The sequence below is a fragment of the Streptomyces subrutilus genome, assembly GCF_008704535.1.
In the GTDB taxonomy this organism is placed as follows: Bacteria; Actinomycetota; Actinomycetes; order Streptomycetales; family Streptomycetaceae; genus Streptomyces; species Streptomyces subrutilus.
In genome coordinates, this window is record NZ_CP023701.1 from 6,478,531 (window position 1) to 6,495,113 (window position 16,583).

12 protein-coding genes are annotated in these 16,583 nt (G+C 74.3%); 5 read left to right on the top strand and 7 right to left on the bottom strand.

Annotated features, from left to right (window positions below):
• Positions 1-19: 19 nt before the first annotated feature.
• Complete coding sequence (locus CP968_RS28820; protein ID WP_150520771.1) at positions 20-2,008, bottom strand: FG-GAP-like repeat-containing protein; 1,989 nt, start codon at positions 2,006-2,008, stop codon at positions 20-22.
• A 256-nt stretch (positions 2,009-2,264) separates the two neighbouring features.
• A complete protein-coding gene (locus CP968_RS28825) occupies positions 2,265-3,494 on the bottom strand; it encodes a type 2 periplasmic-binding domain-containing protein (RefSeq protein ID WP_150520772.1) in 1,230 nt (409 codons plus the stop codon).
• Between the two features lie 267 nt (positions 3,495-3,761).
• Here CP968_RS28825 and CP968_RS28830 point away from each other — a divergent pair, with 267 nt between their 5' ends.
• From CP968_RS28830 to CP968_RS28840, 3 genes are all read left to right on the top strand, one after another.
• Positions 3,762-4,394, top strand: a complete 633-nt coding sequence (locus tag CP968_RS28830; RefSeq protein WP_150520773.1) for a hypothetical protein — start codon at positions 3,762-3,764, stop codon at positions 4,392-4,394.
• 68 nt (positions 4,395-4,462) lie between these two features.
• Positions 4,463-6,040 carry a prepilin-type N-terminal cleavage/methylation domain-containing protein gene (locus CP968_RS28835; protein ID WP_150520774.1) on the top strand — a complete coding sequence of 526 codons (1,578 nt, stop codon included), beginning with the start codon at positions 4,463-4,465 and terminating at the stop codon, positions 6,038-6,040.
• Positions 6,041-6,043: 3 nt separating this feature from the next.
• Positions 6,044-6,430, top strand: a complete 387-nt coding sequence (locus CP968_RS28840) for an excalibur calcium-binding domain-containing protein (RefSeq protein WP_150520775.1) — start codon at positions 6,044-6,046, stop codon at positions 6,428-6,430.
• Positions 6,431-6,493: 63 nt separating this feature from the next.
• On the opposite strand, the gene exaC is transcribed toward CP968_RS28840, so the two are convergent.
• The 4 genes from exaC to CP968_RS28860 all read right to left on the bottom strand — a co-directional run bounded on the left by exaC (position 6,494) and on the right by CP968_RS28860 (position 14,184).
• Entirely contained in the window at positions 6,494-8,017 is a 1,524-nt protein-coding gene (exaC, locus tag CP968_RS28845) for an acetaldehyde dehydrogenase ExaC (RefSeq protein WP_150520776.1), read from the bottom strand.
• Positions 8,018-8,068: 51 nt separating this feature from the next.
• Positions 8,069-9,427 carry a GAF domain-containing protein gene (locus CP968_RS28850; RefSeq protein WP_150520777.1) on the bottom strand — a complete coding sequence of 453 codons (1,359 nt, stop codon included), beginning with the start codon at positions 9,425-9,427 and terminating at the stop codon, positions 8,069-8,071.
• A 291-nt stretch (positions 9,428-9,718) separates the two neighbouring features.
• Positions 9,719-11,059, bottom strand: a complete 1,341-nt coding sequence (locus CP968_RS28855; protein WP_229886875.1) for an SWIM zinc finger family protein — start codon at positions 11,057-11,059, stop codon at positions 9,719-9,721.
• Positions 11,056-14,184: a DEAD/DEAH box helicase gene (locus CP968_RS28860; protein WP_150520778.1), complete on the bottom strand. Its 3,129-nt coding sequence runs from the start codon at positions 14,182-14,184 to the stop codon at positions 11,056-11,058. Before CP968_RS28860 ends, CP968_RS28855 begins: the two co-directional genes overlap by 4 nt.
• 182 nt (positions 14,185-14,366) lie before the next feature.
• Between CP968_RS28860 and CP968_RS28865 the strand changes: the two genes are divergently transcribed.
• Positions 14,367-14,549, top strand: coding sequence for a hypothetical protein (locus CP968_RS28865; RefSeq protein ID WP_150520779.1), 183 nt, complete (start codon positions 14,367-14,369; stop codon positions 14,547-14,549).
• Positions 14,550-14,656: 107 nt separating this feature from the next.
• On the opposite strand, the gene CP968_RS28870 is transcribed toward CP968_RS28865, so the two are convergent.
• Positions 14,657-15,445: a hypothetical protein gene (locus CP968_RS28870; RefSeq protein ID WP_150520780.1), complete on the bottom strand. Its 789-nt coding sequence runs from the start codon at positions 15,443-15,445 to the stop codon at positions 14,657-14,659.
• A gap of 135 nt (positions 15,446-15,580) precedes the next feature.
• On the opposite strand from CP968_RS28870, the gene CP968_RS28875 reads away from it, so the two are divergent.
• Positions 15,581-16,495: an oxygenase MpaB family protein gene (locus CP968_RS28875; RefSeq protein WP_150520781.1), complete on the top strand. Its 915-nt coding sequence runs from the start codon at positions 15,581-15,583 to the stop codon at positions 16,493-16,495.
• Positions 16,496-16,583: the final 88 nt, after the last annotated feature.

A 16,583-nucleotide genomic window follows, 5' to 3' on the forward strand; every position in this document is an offset into this window, starting at 1 on the left:
GCCGGAAGCGGCTCGTCGGCTAGGGCACCTCGACGACGGTCTCGCAGGAGCCGCCGGCCGCGATCGAGTCCGTGCCCGGGAGCGTCGGACCGCCGTTGGCGTCGCCGGCGCAGACGTCCGCGCCGCTACCACCGGAGAGGCTGTCGCTGTCGGCGCCACCGACCACGGTGTCGTTGCCGTTGCCACCGGAGAGCGCGTCGTTGCCGGCCCCGCCACGGACGATGTCGGTGCCGTCACCGCCGCTGATGGCGTCGCTCCCGTCACCGCCGTCGACGTAGTCGTTGCCGCTGCCGGCCGACACGGCGTCGTTGCCACCGAACGCGCAGATCGTGTCGTTGCCGCCGTTGCCGCTGACACTGTCGTTCCCGTTGCCGGTCACGATCACGTCGGCGCCGCCGGTGCCGTTGACGATCCCGTTGCCGGTGATCGTGGCGGCGAGACCCTTGCAGCCGGCCGCGACGTTGATCGTCACGGTCGCGACGTTCGACTCGGCGGTGCCGTCCGTCGCCTTGTACGTGAAGCTGTCGCTTCCGACGTAGGCGCCGGCGGGCTGGTAGTCGAACGAGCCGTTCGGGTTGAGCGTGAGGGTGCCGTGCGCCGGCCCGGTCACCAGCGACGCCGTCAGCGCGCTGCCGTCGGGGTCCGTGTCGTTGCCGAGGACGCCAGGAGCGCCGACGGCGAGCGGGGTGTCCGCCCCGACGTGGCCGTACGACTCGTTCGCGGTCGTCGGAGTCCGGTTCGTCGTGTTGAGCAGCACCGACGCGTCGTTGACGTACGTCGCCGAGCTGTTGCTGTTGGCCGTGGCGACATCGGGACGCCCGTCGCCGTCGATGTCGGCCACCGCGGTGGCCTGCGGGGAGCGACCGCCGCCCAGTCCGAAGACGAGCGGGGTGCCGAAGGCGCCCGTGCCGTCGCCCTCGAGTACGACGACCTCGTGCGATCCGGCGCTGGAGACGACCAGGTCGACGTGTCCGTCGCCGTTCAGGTCGGCCACCGAGGCGGAGCTGAGGTTCGCCCCCGCCGACCGGACGCTCGCGGCGGCGAACCCGCCCGTGCCGTCACCGAGCAGGACCGCGACGCGCCCCGGCGTGCCGGGGGCCACGACGACGGCGTCCGGCTTGCCGTCCCCGTTCACGTCGGCGAGCTTGAGCTTGGTCGGAAGTGCCACACCGGCCGGGACGCTCGACGCGGTGCCGAAGCCGCCGTGTCCGTCGCCCGGCAGCACGGAGAGCGTGCCGGTCGACGAGTTCGAGGTGACGAGATCCAGATGGCCGTCGCCGCCCAGGTCGGCGGCCGCGATGCCCTGCGGGCCGACGCCGCCGCCCAGTCCGAACCGTGTCGCCGCGCCGAACGTGCCGTTCCCGTTGCCGAGCACGACCGCGACGTTGTTCGTGTTCGCGTTGGACGTCGCGAGATCCGGCTTGCCGTCCTCGTCGAAGTCGCCCACGGCTACGCCGGTCGGGAAGCGCACGAGACACGGGTTGTCGCTCGTGGTGTCGCACCCCGGCGTCGGGTTGAGTTCCACCGCCGCGCCGGCGCCGAGCGCGCCCGAGCCGTCACCGAGCCAGACTAGGGCGACGTTGCCGCGCGCGTCCTGGCTGACGACGTCCTGGTGGCCGTCGCCGTTGACGTCCTGGATCACCGCCGAGCCGATGAACGGGCTCGACGCGGTCTGCGGGGCCGCGTACGTCGTCACGGTGCCGAAGCCGCCGCCACCGGAGCCGAGGAACACGCCCAGGCCCTCGGCGCGGATCGCCGTCACGAGGTCCGGCTTCCCGTCGTTGTCGAGATCGCCGATCGCGACGGCGGCGCTGCCGCGGCCGGTGTCGTCGAGGTTGACCGCGGTCCCGAGACCGGTCGTGTTGACGGCGGTCGCCGATACCGGGCTGGCGACCATGACGACGGTCGCCACCGCGAGGACGAGCGTCGGAATGCGGCGTGGCCGACCGCGCGTGACCGCGGCCGAGCCGCCGTCCGGCGTGAGGTGCCGACGTGATGATCTGTTCATGGGGGAGGCCCCTCCTCAGGGCCTGATGCACGAGAGTGGGTGACGCGCTACGACAGGACGTGGACGGACTGCGGTAGTCACCGAGTGACGACGTCTGCGGCGCAGGCGATGCGCGGCACCCGGCCTGCCGCGGACGCGCTTGTCGGCGGTCCCGGCGGCAAGGGGGTGTGGGGCCGGCGACGAGGACCTGCGGGCCGGGGCCGCCGGCGGGCGGGGTGCGTGCCCGCCGACGGCCGTTGCCGGTCCTCGGGATCGCCTAGTAGCCGTAGGCGGCGAGGGTCGCCTGGATGGTGCTGTCCCCGTCCCAGTCGTTGTTGAACAGGTCGGTCCAGGCAGTCGCCGCGCCGGCGTTGCCGCCCTTCAGGGCGACGCCGAACTGCTCGATGTCCCCGTAGCCCGAGTACGCGCTCGGATTGACCTCGGTCCACGTGTTGGGGTCGTTGCCCGTGGTGCCGTTCAGCGAACTCGACGTCCAGCTCACGTTCACGACGTTCGACTTCGCGACGAGACCCAGCTGGGTGTTGCCGCCGGCGTTCGCCGTCACCGCGCCGCGCACCTGGCTGATGCCCGATTCCAGGCGCACCTTGCACGCCGTGCCCGCGCTGTCGCACGCGCTGCCCCGGAACACGTTCTGACCCGCCCCGCTGTCGACCCAGGAGAACCCGTTCTGGGTCAGCGCCTGCTTGGACGCCGCACCGAACGGAGCGGAAGCCGGGTCTGCGACCGCGATCCGGTGACCGCTCGTCGCGAGCCAGGTCACCACCGCCGGGATCGTCGTGGGCGCGCCGCCGGAGACCGCCGAGGCGTCGCACCGGGGCGACTGCGCCTTGCCGTTGCCGCTGCCGTTGGCGTCCGCACCGAACGCGAGCGGCGGACTGCCGGCGTTGGACGGGTCGTCGCCCTTGGTCGAGCCCGCCCAGCTGCCGCTACAGCTGTAGATCGCCAGGCGTCCGACCGCCACGAGGTGCTTGCTGTTGATGTCGCCGTTGCACTCGACGGTTCCGCTCGCCGTGCAGGTCCCGCCGTCCGAGGTCGGGATGACCGCGTCGACGTTGGCCTCGTCCGCCGACAGGAACGCGTCGATGTGCAACGGCCCGTCGGTGCAGTTGTTCGACGAGGAGGGATTGCACGTGGTGTAGGGGCCGGCGCTCTTCAGCTGCTGGCGCAGGCTTCCCGACGTGATGCCCCGCATCGTCGACGTGTCGATCACCGGCTTGTTCCAGAACCCGCCGACCTGCGAGGCGGCGTTCGCCGTGAACGGCGTGAGCGACTGCAGCGACGCGATTCTGCCCTTCATGTCCTTGACGGCCGGATACATGTTGTTCGCTATACCGACCTGCGTGTCCGTCGTGGCGAACGCCGCCGGTGCCGTGACGGCGATCAGCGCCGCGGCGAGGGCACCCGCCGCGAACGCCTTCCGTACCCGGCGCATCGCGGTGGGGCCGGAGTTCGGGGCGTTCCACGTGCGCTTGGACTGTCGTTGCATCTGCTACTCCTGGTCGACCTGGTGGGCGGCGGTTGCCCCATGGGCACCTGCCGGTGGAATCAGGTAGATGCCCAGACTTCCTGGGCATCTGCGAGGTTTCCCGGCATGACGGTGCCGCACATGCCACCTAGTAGTCAATGATTGACAACCATGCTCGGTGTGGATGTAATGCACGTATCCAGCCTGCAAGCGGGCCGGCGGCGCATGCCGTCGGTCCGCTCAGGCATGGACGGGACGGGCTGACGGCACGATGAACAGAGGCGTGGTATGGCACTGTTGGGCAGACTGTCGGGCTCGCGCGCGATCAGGCGGGGTGTGCTGGTCCTCGCGGTGGTCGCGGTGGCCCTGGGCGTCGTCGTCTTCGTGCGCGGTGGGTCGGATTCGGCCGCCCAAGCCAAGAGACCCGAACGGGAGTGGTGTACGCCGGGCACCGCGCGCACCGCGCTCTGCCCGAACGGCAAGGTGTTCGACGCGAAGGAATACGCCAGCCACGGGGCCGCCTTCGGGTGCACCTACTTCGCCCGTCAGGCGGACGCCCAGGCGGTCCTGCGGGCCGACCCGGGCGATCCGAACCACCTCGACGACGGAGGCGGCGTCGCGTGCCGCGGCCTGCCGGCACCGCGCGACACCACACCGGTCCCGCACACCGCCCAGTGCGGTCCCGGCGACACCCGCAGCGCGCTCTGCCCGCAGCCGGACCGGTCCTTCGACGCCCGCTACTTCCTGCGCCACGGCGGTGACGCCTACGACTGCCCGGACTTCGCCAGCCAAGCGGACGCGCAGGCGGTCCTGCGCTTCGACCCGGCCGACCCGAACCACCTCGACGGCGCCCGCAAGGGCGTCGCGTGCCCGAACCTGCCGGGACCCAAGGACGTCAAGCCCGTGCGACGGGCACCGTGACGCGGCAAGGGCCCGCGCGTGCGCCCGGGCTGAACGCGCCCCATCGACCGAAGGAAGCCCCGACTGCCATGACACCGGACCACCGCATGTTCTCCTCGCGCGCCAGACGCCAGGACGGCTTCACCCTCATCGAGTTGCTCGTGGTCATCGTGATCCTGGGCGTCCTCTCCGCCATCGTGGTGTTCTCCGTCAGGGGCATCGGCGACAAGGGCCACAAGAGCGCGGTCGCCGCGGACGCGGCCACCCTGCGCACAGCGGAAGAGTCCTACTGCGCGAAGCACGGACGCTACGGGACGGTCGATGACCTGAAGGCCGACGGGCTGCTGGCCGGAGAGCCGGTCTACAACATGGTGGAGGTCGGCGAGGAGAACAAGTGCGGTCGGGGCGAGAAGTCGTCGTTCACGCTGTACGACACCTCCACACCGACGGAGAGCGCGGCGGACCCGATCCCGGTGGGCGCCAACGCCACCGACCTCGCGGTCGACGAGAAGGCCGACCGCGTGTACGTCGTGTCCACCGCGGAGAAGACCGTGACGGCGATCGACGGCACGACCGACAAGCCGATCGGCTCGCCGATCAACGTCGGCGGCGCCGTGTCGGACCCGACCCGGATCGCGGTCAACCCCCGCACGGGGCAGGTCTACGTCGGAGGTGCGAACGGCGTCGCGATCATCGACACGGTCGACGGCAATCAAGTCACCCGTGTCAGCGGATACGAGACGGCCGTCTCCGGCCTGGCCGTCTCTCCCGAGAACGACGGCGAGGTCTACATCGGCGGTGGTGGTGCGGCCGCCGGAGAGATCGCCTACATCGCGGCCGGCACCTCGTCGGCGACGAAGATCCCCCTGCCCGCCGGAGGACCCGTGGCCGCGGGCAACGGCATGGACTTCTCCTTCGACCCCGCGCGCCACGCGGTGTACTTCGCGAAGCAGGGTACCGGCGGCGGTGCGAGCCCCAAGGCCGGCCTCTTCGCCATCTCGTCGCAGACCCACGCGGCCAGGATCGTGGCGGACTTCCCGGCCGCGTCCAGCTGCGGCAAGAACCTCGGGAGCCTCGCCTCCAACTCCGCTCGCGGCACGGTCGCCGTCGATCCGAACCGCAACCGCGTCTACCTGCTGGCCAGAAGGTGCACGCAGGACGCGGCGAGGCCTGTCGGGACGGTGCTCGCCATCAACCCCGACGACGGAACGTCAACGCAGATCGACGACCCGGCGGGCACGCTCTTCAGCCCCCTTTCCGCGGGCTACAACGCCACGTCCGGATCGGTCTACGTCTACTCCACCGGCGGAACCGCATCGGGATGCAATACCTCGGGCCGGATCAGCCGACTCGTCGGGACGACGGTCACGGGGGAGACGTCGGTCTGCGGCATGTCGAACTCCGGCGGGAACGCGGCGCACAAGGCCGCCGTGCTGAAGAACTACAACAGGCTGTTCGTCGCGCAGTACTACAGCGTCGGCGGGGACGGCAAGCCGCTCGCGCCCGGCGGCATCGGGGCCACCGACGGCACCACGCTGCTGAGGCGGCCCGCGATCGGAACGCCTCGCCACTTCGTCTCGCTGGCCGTGAACAACACGACGGCGAAGATGTACGCGGTCGACGCGCTGAACTCACGGCTCGTGGTGTTCCGGACGGGAACGGCCTAGACCATGACGGACCAGTCACGCACCCTCCACGAGGGCCGGGACCACCGGCCGCGGCCAGGCCGTCGACGCTCCGTCGCGGCGCTCGGCGTGATCGCGGCGATCACACTGACCGCGTGCGCGGGCAACGAACCCCCGGTGCGCGCGTTCGACGTCGCTCCGTACGTGCACCAGGGACACGTGGTCGACTGCGGTGCGTTCAAGGCCCAGGCCGACGCGCAGACGGTGCTGCGGGCGGACCCGCTCGACCCGAACGGTCTCGACCCGGACGGCGACGGCATCGCGTGCCCGAACCTGCCCGCGCCGAAGGACGGGAAGCCGGTCCACCGCGACTTCATGACCGACGTGGACGGCGCGCCGATCATCGAGCCGGTCGAGCCGTCGCCGACGTAGCGGCAGCGCGCCAGTGGTGCCCGACCCGGGGAGCGTCCCGGGGCGGGCACCGTTTTCCTGCCCCTAGAAGAAGCCGAGCTTCTTCGGCGAGTACGAGACGAGGAGGTTCTTCGTCTGCTGGTAGTGCTCCAGCATCATCTTGTGCGTCTCCCGCCCGATGCCCGACTGCTTGTAGCCGCCGAAGGCCGCGTGGGCCGGGTACGCGTGGTAGCAGTTCGTCCAGACGCGACCCGCCTGGATCGCGCGGCCCGCGCGGTACGCGGTGTTGATGTCGCGGGTCCAGACGCCCGCTCCCAGCCCGTACGCCGTGTCGTTGGCGATCCGCACCGCGTCGTCGAAGTCCTCGAACGAGGCCACCGACACCACCGGGCCGAAGATCTCCTCCTGGAAGACCCGCATGCGGTTGTCGCCCTCGAAGACCGTCGGCTGGACGTAGAACCCGCCCGCCAGCTCCCCGCCGTGCTCCACGCGGCCGCCGCCCGTGAGGACCTTCGCACCCTCCTGCCGGCCGATCTCCACGTAGGACAGGATCTTCCGCAGCTGCTCCTCGGACGCCTGCGCCCCGATCATCGTGTCCGTGTCCAGCGGGTGCCCCGGCACGATCAGTTCGGTCCGCGCCACCGCCGCGTCGAGGAAGTCCCCGTACCGGCCGCGTTCGATCAGCGCGCGCGAGGGGCTCGTGCACACCTCGCCCTGGTTGAGGGCGAACATGGTGAAGCCCTCCAGGGCCTTGTCGCGCAGTTCGTCGTCGGCGGACCAGATGTCGTCGAAGAACAGGTTGGGGCTCTTGCCGCCCAGCTCCAGGGTGACCGGCTTCAGGTGCTCCGCCGCGTACTGCATGATCAGCCGGCCGGTGGAGGTCTCCCCGGTGAACGCGATCTTGGCGACGCGCGGGCTGGACGCGAGCGGCTTGCCCGCCTCCTCGCCGAAGCCGTTGACGACGTTCACCACGCCCGGCGGCAGCAGGTCCGCGACCAGGCTCAGCCAGAAGTGCACCGAGGCGGGGGTCTGCTCGGCCGGTTTGAGGACCACCGTGTTGCCGGCCGCGAGCGCCGGGGCCAGCTTCCACACCGCCATCAGGATCGGGAAGTTCCACGGGATGATCTGGCCCACCACGCCCAGCGGTTCGTGGAAGTGGTAGGCCACCGTGTCCTCGTCGAGCTGGCTGAGCGCGCCCTCCTGCGCGCGCAGGGCCCCCGCGAAGTAGCGGAACTGGTCGATGGCCAGCGGCAGGTCCGCCGCCAGGGTCTCGCGCACCGGCTTGCCGTTCTCCCAGGTCTCGGCGACGGCGAGGGCCTCCAGGTTCCGCTCCATCACGTCCGCGATGCGCAGCAGGACCGTCGAGCGCTCCGCCACCGAGGTGCGCCCCCAGGCCGGCGCCGCCGCGTGGGCCGCGTCCAGGGCCCGTTCCACGTCCTCGGCGCTGCCGCGGGCGACCTCGGTGAACGTCTCGCCGGTGACGGGGGAGGGGTTGGCGAAGTACCGGCCCAGGGCCGGTTCGACGTACTCCCCGCCGATGAAGTGCCCGTAGCGGGGCGCGTACGACATCAGCGCCCCCTCGGTCCCGGGTGCCGCGTAACGGGCCATGGAGCCTCCCCTGCCGGGCGCCGGCCACCGTTGGACAGCGCTCCGGGGAGGCTAGGAGCGCGCGGGTTGCGGATACGTTGCACGCCCGCGCCCGGCCGGCTCCGCCCCTACGCCGCCCCGCCGGCGACCGGGGTGCGGGCCGGCGCCGGCATCCGCACCGGCACCGAGTTCGAGGTCCAGGGCGCGCAGCCGGGCCAGTGCGGCCGGCCGCCGGGCGGACGGCAGCGCCGCGGCCAGCGCCCGCCAGGCGTCCCGGTCGTCCGCGCCCCAGGCGCTGCACACCCAGTCCGTCAGCAGCCCGGCGTCCCCCCGGGCGACCACGGCCGCCCGCGCCTGGTCCTCGATCCGCCGGCGCAGCCGCACGATCCCCGGCGCCGTGGACCCGGGCAGCAGCGGTCCGGCGTACCGGCGCAGCGCCGCGCAGACCGCGCCGCCGGCCAGGTGCCGGGACACGGCGGTGAAGTCCGCCTCCAGCGGAGCGGGCGCGCGGTAGGGGCGGGAGAGCGGGGCGCGCGCGCCCAGCAGGCCGCGCAGGCGCGACAGTTCGGCGCGCAGGGTCACGGGGGACACCGACTCGTCCTCGTACAGCTCGACCGCCAGCTCTTCGCCCGACAGCCCTTCCGGGCGGTGCGCCAGCAGCGCCATGATCTCGCTGTGCCGCCTGCCCAACCGCACCGTCCTCCCCCCGGTGACCAGCAGCGCCTCGTCGCGCCCCAGCGCGGTGAGGGTGTCCGCGGCGGCCGCCGGAACGGGGTCGAGCAGCGCCAGCTGCGCCTCCGCCGCCCGGGCCACGGCCTGGACGAACGCCAGCGAGTGCGGGTGCGCGAGCCAGTCCCCGCCGGTGATGTCCACGGCCCCCAGCACCCGGCCCGTGCGCGGGTCCCGAACCGGCGCCGCCGCGCACGTCCACGGGTGCACCCGGCGGCTGAAGTGCTCCGCACCGAAGACCTGTACGGGCCCGCCCGTCGCTACGGCCGTACCGGGGGCGTTGGTGCCCATCGCCGTCTCCGCCCAACGCGCGCCCGGGACGAACCCGAGCCGCTCCGCCCGGCGCAGCGTGCCCGGCTCGCCCTCCACCCAGAGCAGGCTGCCGCGCGCGTCGCACACCGCCAGCAGGTGCGCGCCGTGCGCGGCGAAGGCCCCGACGAGGTCCCGGAACACCGGCATCACCCGGGCCAGCGGGTGCTCCTCGCGGTACGGGCGCAGCTCCGCCTCCCCGAGCTCCACCCCGGGCGCGCACTCCGGACTCACCCGGGCCCGGGCGCACCGCCGCCAGGACTTCGCGATCACCGCCCGGACCGGCGCCTCGACCCGCCCGTCCCGGGCGAACGCCTCGTGTGCCCGGCGCAGTTCGCTCGTGCGCCGGGCGGGATCGGCCCCGCCCGGCAGTGCCACCGACGGATCGCCCACGTCACCCTCCCGTGCTGCCTCGCTACCCGGAGCGCCCCATCGTCGTCCCCCGCCAGGGCCCCGGCAAGCGGTACGGCGCCACGGCGCGGGGACGGGACCGGGAGCCGGGGCCGGGAGCGCTCCGCCCTAGGCCGTCTCTTTCGGATCTTGCCGGGCCCGCGGCGTCTGGTGCCGTGCCTGGCCGCACTGCCGGGGCGACCACGTACGTCCCGTACGCGAGCGCCCCGGCAGCACGCCCAGGCACGGCACCAGACGCCGCGGGCTCGGCCGACAAGATCCGAAAGAGACGGCCTAGCGGCTCTCCCCGGTGCCCCCCGCCGCCCCGACGGAGCCGGGCGCGGCACCCGGCTCCGTCCCGGCGGCCGGCTCCAGTGCCGTCAGCGCCGAGCCCGGGTCCGGGGCCGACGCGCCCGCCGGGAGCCACCGGCCCGCCTCGCGGCGGTAGGGCCACCAGCGCCCCTCCCGGCCCAGTCGGAGCTGGCGTCCGGTGTCCGCCGCGGTCCAGCGGGCCCGCACCCGGCGCAGCACCGGTGCCTCGCCGTCCGCCCAGGCCGCGGCGAGTGCCGCCCGGGCCCGGGCCAGCGTCGCGCGGTCCGGCGTCCAGTCGTCCTCCAGCGCCGCCAGGGAGGGTGCCCCGCCGAAGCCCCAGGCCCGTACGGCCGGTTCCATCGCGGCCCGGTCCCTGTCGAGAGCCGCCGCCAGACGGGAGCGGACCCGAAGGTGCCCGGCCTCGGCCACCAGGCGTACGGTGTCCTCGGCCTGGGTGAGCGGAGCCGACGGGGCCCGCTCCGCGTGGCCCGGAGCCAGGGCCCGCGCCAGCAGCCGGTGGGCCTCGGCCGCGGCCGCCTGCGCGAGGAACTCCACCGCGTCGACGTCGAGTCCGGCCGGCTCGGTGTCCGTGTCCAGCGAGGGCGGCTGCCCCGGCGCCGCGGGCAGCGCCGGGGGCGGGGGCAGCGGCGCCCCGGCCGCGCGCGCCGCGAAGGCCTCCGCCGCCGGCACCCCGGCAGGGGTCCCGCCCTGCGGGGACTGCGCCCCGGCGGCCCCGGATCCGGCCTCCGCTGTGCTGCGCCGCTCCAGCTCCTCCACCAGGTCCGCCTCGGCGCGCCCGCGCAGGAGCAGCAGTACGAAGGGGTCCTGGTCCAGCAGCCGCGCCACCTGGTAGCAGAGCGCCGCCGAGTGCGGGCAGTGGTCCCACTCGCCGCAGTCGCAGCGCGGTTCGAGGTCTCCGATGCCGGGCAGCAGCTCCACCCCGGCGACCGCCGCGTCCTCGGCCAGCTCCGGCGGCACCTCGCGGTCCAGCAGCGCCGCGATGTGCCCCGCCTCCGCGGCCGCGAGCCCCAGCAGCCGGTCCCACTGCGCGTCCGTGAACTCCTGCACGAGGACGTCGGTGCGGTGCGCCGTACCGTCCCGGTCGCGCACCACGGCGGTGAGTCCGCCCGGGCGGACCGAGACGGCCCCCACCGCGCCCGTGCGCGCGTACCGCCGCCCCCGCCGGACCTGTTCTCCGTCGAGCGCGCTGTCCTCCAGGGCGCGCAGCCAGGAGTGCCCCCACCAGGTGTGGGCGAAGCCGCGGCCGGGCGGTGTGGGCGCCAGCGCGGGGAAGGTCTCCTCGTAGGGCTCTCGGGTGCTCATGCGCCACTCCCCGCGGCCGGGCGGTGCAGTGCCACGAGCTCGGCCAGTTCGGCGTCGGTCAGTTCGGTCAGGGCGGCCTCGCCGCCCGCGAGGACGGCGTCGGCGAGGTGGCGCTTGCGCTCCAGGAGTCGTGCGATGCGGTCTTCGACGGTGCCTTCGGCGATGATCCGGTGGACCTGTACGGGCTGGGTCTGGCCGATGCGGTAGGCGCGGTCGGTGGCCTGTTCCTCGACGGCCGGGTTCCACCAGCGGTCGTAGTGGACGACGTGGCCGGCCCGGGTGAGGTTCAGGCCGGTCCCGGCGGCCTTGAGCGACAGCAGGAACACCGGGACCTCGCCGGCCTGGAAGCGGTCCACGAGCTCCTCGCGCCGCGGCACCGGCGTCCCGCCGTGCAGCAGCTGGGCGGCGATGCCCCGGGCGGCGAGGTGCTTCTCCAGGATCCTGGCCATCGCCACGTACTGGGTGAAGACGAGGACCGATCCGCCTTCGGACAGGATCGTGTCGAGGAGCTCGTCGAGGAGTTCGAGCTTGCCGGAGCGGGCGCCGGCCGCGTCGCGCGTGTACTGGGCGGGGTGGTTGCAGACCTGCTTGAGGGAGGTCAGCAGTTTGACCACCAGGCCCCGCCGCTCCATGCCGTCCGCCTCGGAGATCGAGGCCAGCGTCTCGCGCACGACGGCCTCGTAGAGCCCGGCCTGGGCGGGGCTGAGTGTGACGGCGTGGTCGGTCTCGGTCTTGGGCGGCAGCTCGGGTGCGATGCCCGGGTCGGACTTCCGGCGGCGCAGCAGGAACGGCCGGACGAGCGAGGCCAGCCGGGCCGCGGCCTGCGGGTCGCGGCCGCTCTCGACGGGTTCGGCGTAGCGGGTGCGGAAGGCGCCGAGGCGGCCGAGGAGGCCGGGGGTGGTCCAGTCGAGCACGGCCCACAGCTCGGAGAGGTTGTTCTCCACGGGAGTGCCGGTGAGGGCGACGCGGGCCGGGGCGGGGATGGTGCGCAGGGCCTTGGCGGTGGAGGAACGCGGGTTCTTGACGTGCTGGGCCTCGTCGGCGACGACCATGCCCCAGGTGACGGCGGCGAGTTCGGGTGCGTCCACGCGCATCGTGCCGTAGGTGGTGAGGACGAAGCCGTCGAGCGGGCCGGCGGGACGGGCGGTGTCCGTGTGGCTGCTGGGGGCGGTGAGGCTGCGGCCCGGGCCGTGGTAGCGCCGTACGGGTGTCCCGGGGGCGAACTTCTCGATCTCCCGCTGCCAGTTGCCCAGCAGCGAGGCCGGGCACACGACGAGGGTGGGCCCGGCGGTGGCGGGCTGCCCGGGGCCGTTGCGGTGCAGGTGCAGGGCGATGAGGGTGACCGTCTTGCCGAGGCCCATGTCGTCGGCCAGGCAGGCGCCGAGGCCGAGCGAGGTCATCCGGGCCAGCCAGCGCAGGCCGCTCAGCTGGTAGTCGCGCAGGGTGGCGCGCAGCGCGGGCGGGGCCTCGGGGCCCTCGTCCCGCGACGGATCGGCGGTGAGCCGCGCCCGCAGCCCCTCCAGCGCCCCGGTGGCCTCCACGTCCACGCACCGGCCGTCGAGTTCGGCCGTCCCGGTGAGTACGGCGGCCAGCGCGTCCGCGGCGGGGAGCTCGCGGCCCTGCCGGGCACGGGCCCGGCGGGCCTCGGCCGGATCGACCAGCACCCACCGGTCGCGCAGCCGGACGAGGGGCCGGTTCGCCTCGGCGAGCCGGTCGAGCTCGGCGGCGGTGAGGTCGCCGTTCCGGTCGCCGAGGGAGTGGCGCCAGCCGAGGGAGAGCAGGGCGCCGGGGGAGAGCAGTCCGGAGGGGGAGCCGGGGGCGGCCGCGGCGGCCGGGGCGCCGATCACGGCGCGGGCGGTGAGCGTACGGGCGAACCCGCGGGGCCAGTGCACCTGCACCCCCTCGGCGGCGAGCTCGCGGGAGACGGCCCCGAGCAGTTCCGAGACCTCTTCGGGGGCGAGGTCCACGGAGTCCGGGACGGCGGCGCCGAGCAGCGGTGCGAGCGGCGGCCAGAGCCGGGCGGCGCGGCGCAGCGCGCGCAGGGCGTCCATCCGGGCGCGGGGCGGGAAGGCGGCGGCCGTTTCGGCGGCACCGGCCCAGACGTCGGCCGCGTCGGCGACGAGCGCGGTGTCGGCCAGGCCGTGCATCTGCAGGACGGCGCGGAACGACGCGTCGGCGCCGGGGTCGTCGAGGGCGTCTGCGGCAGGGACGGCGTCGGTGTCGGCGGCGTTGTCTGCATCGGTGTCCGCGCCGGTGTCCGCGGCCGTGTGGGGGGCGTCGGGAGGGCCGGCGGCGAGGGAGGGGCCGGGGGAGGCGGGTGCGTGGTCGATCTCGATCCGCAGGGAGATCCGCACGCCCGCGTCGTGGTGGGCGGCGACTTCGGCGGCCCAGTCGGCCAGCGCGGGACGGGGCCGGGGCGCGCGGTCGGCGTAGGCGGGGCCGCCGGCCGCCACGGGAGCGGCGGGCGAGCGGGGAAGGGTGTCGGCCACGGCGTCGAGGAAGGCGTGCAGCAGCGGCTGCGGCGCGGGCAGCCGGGGCGGCCCTTCGCCGGCCAGCGGTACGCAGTGTGCCTCGGGCGGCATGGCGGCCGCCAAGGCCCGGATCTCGTCGAGGTCGGCGGGCTCCAGGGGGCCGGCCCGCCAGGTGTCGTGGCCCGCGGGACTCAGGCCCGGCAGCAGCAGCCCGCGGGCCGTGAACCGCAGCGCGAGAAGGGCGGCGGCGCCCCAGAAGACGGTGGCGGGTCGGGGATCGCCGGGACCTTGGCCCGGGTCGGGCGCGGTGCGTGGGGCGCGCGCGTGGGCGCGGGCCCGCGCACGGGTGAGCACGGGGAGGGCCTCGCCGACGGGCAGCACGAACGCGGTGACGCTGGTGCGGCGCAGGTCGGGGGTGATGAGGGTGAGCTCCTCGAAGGCGCCGCCGGGGAAGAGGACACCGGGGCCGGTGCCGGGCGGCCGCCCACCGCCACCGCCACCGCCACCGGGCGTGGTCCGGATCCCGGCTCCGATCCGCGGAGCTTCACCATCCGGTTGCCAGAACCCGATCCGGCCGGTCCGTGCGGGCTCGCCGGGAAGGAAGACGGCGGAGCAGCGGACGAGGTCCTGGAGACCGGAGGTTTCGGAGAGCACGCATTCCTCAAACTTGACTACCGGGTACGGGGTGGCCGAGAGTATCCCACCCGAACCGCCGCCCGGACCGGTCCGCGCCGTGACCCGGGTCACTTCGCGGGCCGTCCGGGTGTCGGGGAACGCACGCCCGCGACGGCGCGTTGAGGGGGGGAGTGGTCGACGACACAAGGAGGTGTCCGCAGGTGTCAACGAGCGGAAAGGTCGCGGTTGCCGGAGTCGTGGCAGCCATCGTGTTGTTCTGGTCCGTCGGATTCTGGGCGGGCCTGCTGGTCCTCATCGGCGTCCCCGCCGCCGCCTACCTCCTGCTGGACTCCTCCCAGCGCCGTCGGCTGCGGGGTGTGTCCAGGAAGCGGATCGGCCGCTGACGGCGGCCCGGGAAGCCCGCGCGGGGCGAGAGCGGAGGCATCCGGGCCGGACCGTTGCGGGCCTCTCCCCCTGGCGGCCGCTCAGGGCCGCGGGTGCCCGGCCGGGCTCAGGCCGGGCGCACGGCCACGCGGTCCAGTGCCGCCAGCAGGTCCGGCAGTTCGGGCAGCCCGTCCGGCCCGTGCGGGGGAACCACGAGCACCTCGCCCGGCTCCTCGTCCAGCAGGACGAAGGCCGCGCCGCCGGTGCGCGCCACGAGCGACCAGCCGGCCCCGTCCGCCCGCAGCGTCCGCGCCCCCTCGCCCGCGAAGGACGACCGCACCCGGCCGGGTGGAGGCGCCGTACGGGCGTAGCCCGCCGCCTCTTCCAGGGCCCGGGCGAGTCCGGGGTGCGCGGCGGCCGCGGCGCCGCCGTCCCCCGCCACCCGCTCGCTCCAGTCCGCCCATTCCCGGGCGACCTGGTCCGCCCCCATGCGCCGCTGCACCGGCCCCCAGGCCTCCGCGGAGGGCGGTGCCAGCGGCACCCGCCCCGTACCGTCCGCACCCTGCTCCGGGTCGTGCGGCTCCGGGACGCCCGGAGCCGCCACCGACAGCTCCAGCGGCCACCCGGCCAACGAGACCACGATCGACCGCTCGTCGGGCGACAGGTCGTACTCGATCCCGCAGTCCCAGGAGGCGATGGCCGCGGCCACGAGCGAGACGTCGTCCACGACGACCGTCCAGCGCGCGCCCTCCTCGTCCTGTCCCAGCACCAGTCCGTACCCCGCGCCCGACGGCCGCACGCCCAGCAGGGAGCAGGCCTCGGGGAAGTCGTCGCCCAGGACGCCCGGGAACTGCGCGGGAGTCAACAGCACGGCGGTCAGCACGTACAGCGAGCCGCCATCCTCGTCGTCGGACACGTGGCCTCCCGGTAGCTCTCTCGTCGGCGCACCCTAACCAGCGGGTAACCCGCCCGTCGAGAGCCCGCGGGGGGCGATTTCCAAGGGCGCTGCCTGCACGTAGAGTTGGGGACCCGCCACAGAAAGGGACATCCGGTGCAGCGTTACGACCGGCTGAGGGAGATCCTCCGGCTCGACCCCGACCGGGACTTCCTCGCCATCTACCGGCTCACCGCCACCTACGAGTTCCCCTGGGACTTCACCCGCGCCCTGGAGCTCGCCCTCTTCCGTACCTACGCCGTGCCCTCCATCGGCAGCCTGCTGGCCCGGACCGCCGAGTTCACCGACCGTGCGCAGCGCCGCTACGACGACACCGCGCTGCTCCTCGACGCGGTCGTCGAGCACGGCTTCGAGAGCGACACCGCACGCACCGCGATCCGTCGCGTGAACCAGATGCACCGCAGCTACGACATCTCCAACGAGGAGATGCGCTACGTCCTGTCCACGTTCGTCGTCATCCCGGCGCGCTGGCTCGACGCCTACGGCTGGCGCCCGCTGACCCACCACGAGCGCCGGGCCGCCGCCCGCTACTACGCCACCCTCGGCCGCCACATGGGGATCACGGACATCCCCGACACCTTCGAGGAGTTCGAAGCCACCCTGGACGCGTACGAGAAGGCGTGGTTCGGCTGGGACGAGGGCGGCCGCAAGGTCGCCGACTCCACCCTCGACCTGATGGCCTCCTGGTATCCGGCGCCCCTCGCCCCCGCCGTCCGCGGCGCGGGCCGCGCCCTCCTGGACGACCCCCTGCTCGACGCCTTCCGCTACGACCGTCCGGACCCGCGCGTGCGGAGGCTGGTCCGCGGCGCCCTGCGCCTGCGCGGCCGCGCGGTACGGCTGCTCCCGCCGCGCGGGACCCCGCACTACGCGCGGCAGAACCGGGAGGTCAAGAGCTATCCCGGGGGCTACGACGTGGGCGAGCTCGGCACGTTCCCGCTGGCCGCGTCGGGCGGCTGCCCCGTGCCGCACCCCCGACGGCCGAGCGGAGCGGAGGCTCAGCCTCCGGCGTGATCCCGGAGGCGTCCGCGAGTCCGGGGCGCGCGGCCCGCGTACCCGACGCGGCGGCCGGCGCGGCCCGCGCCGCTGCGCCCGGCCCGCG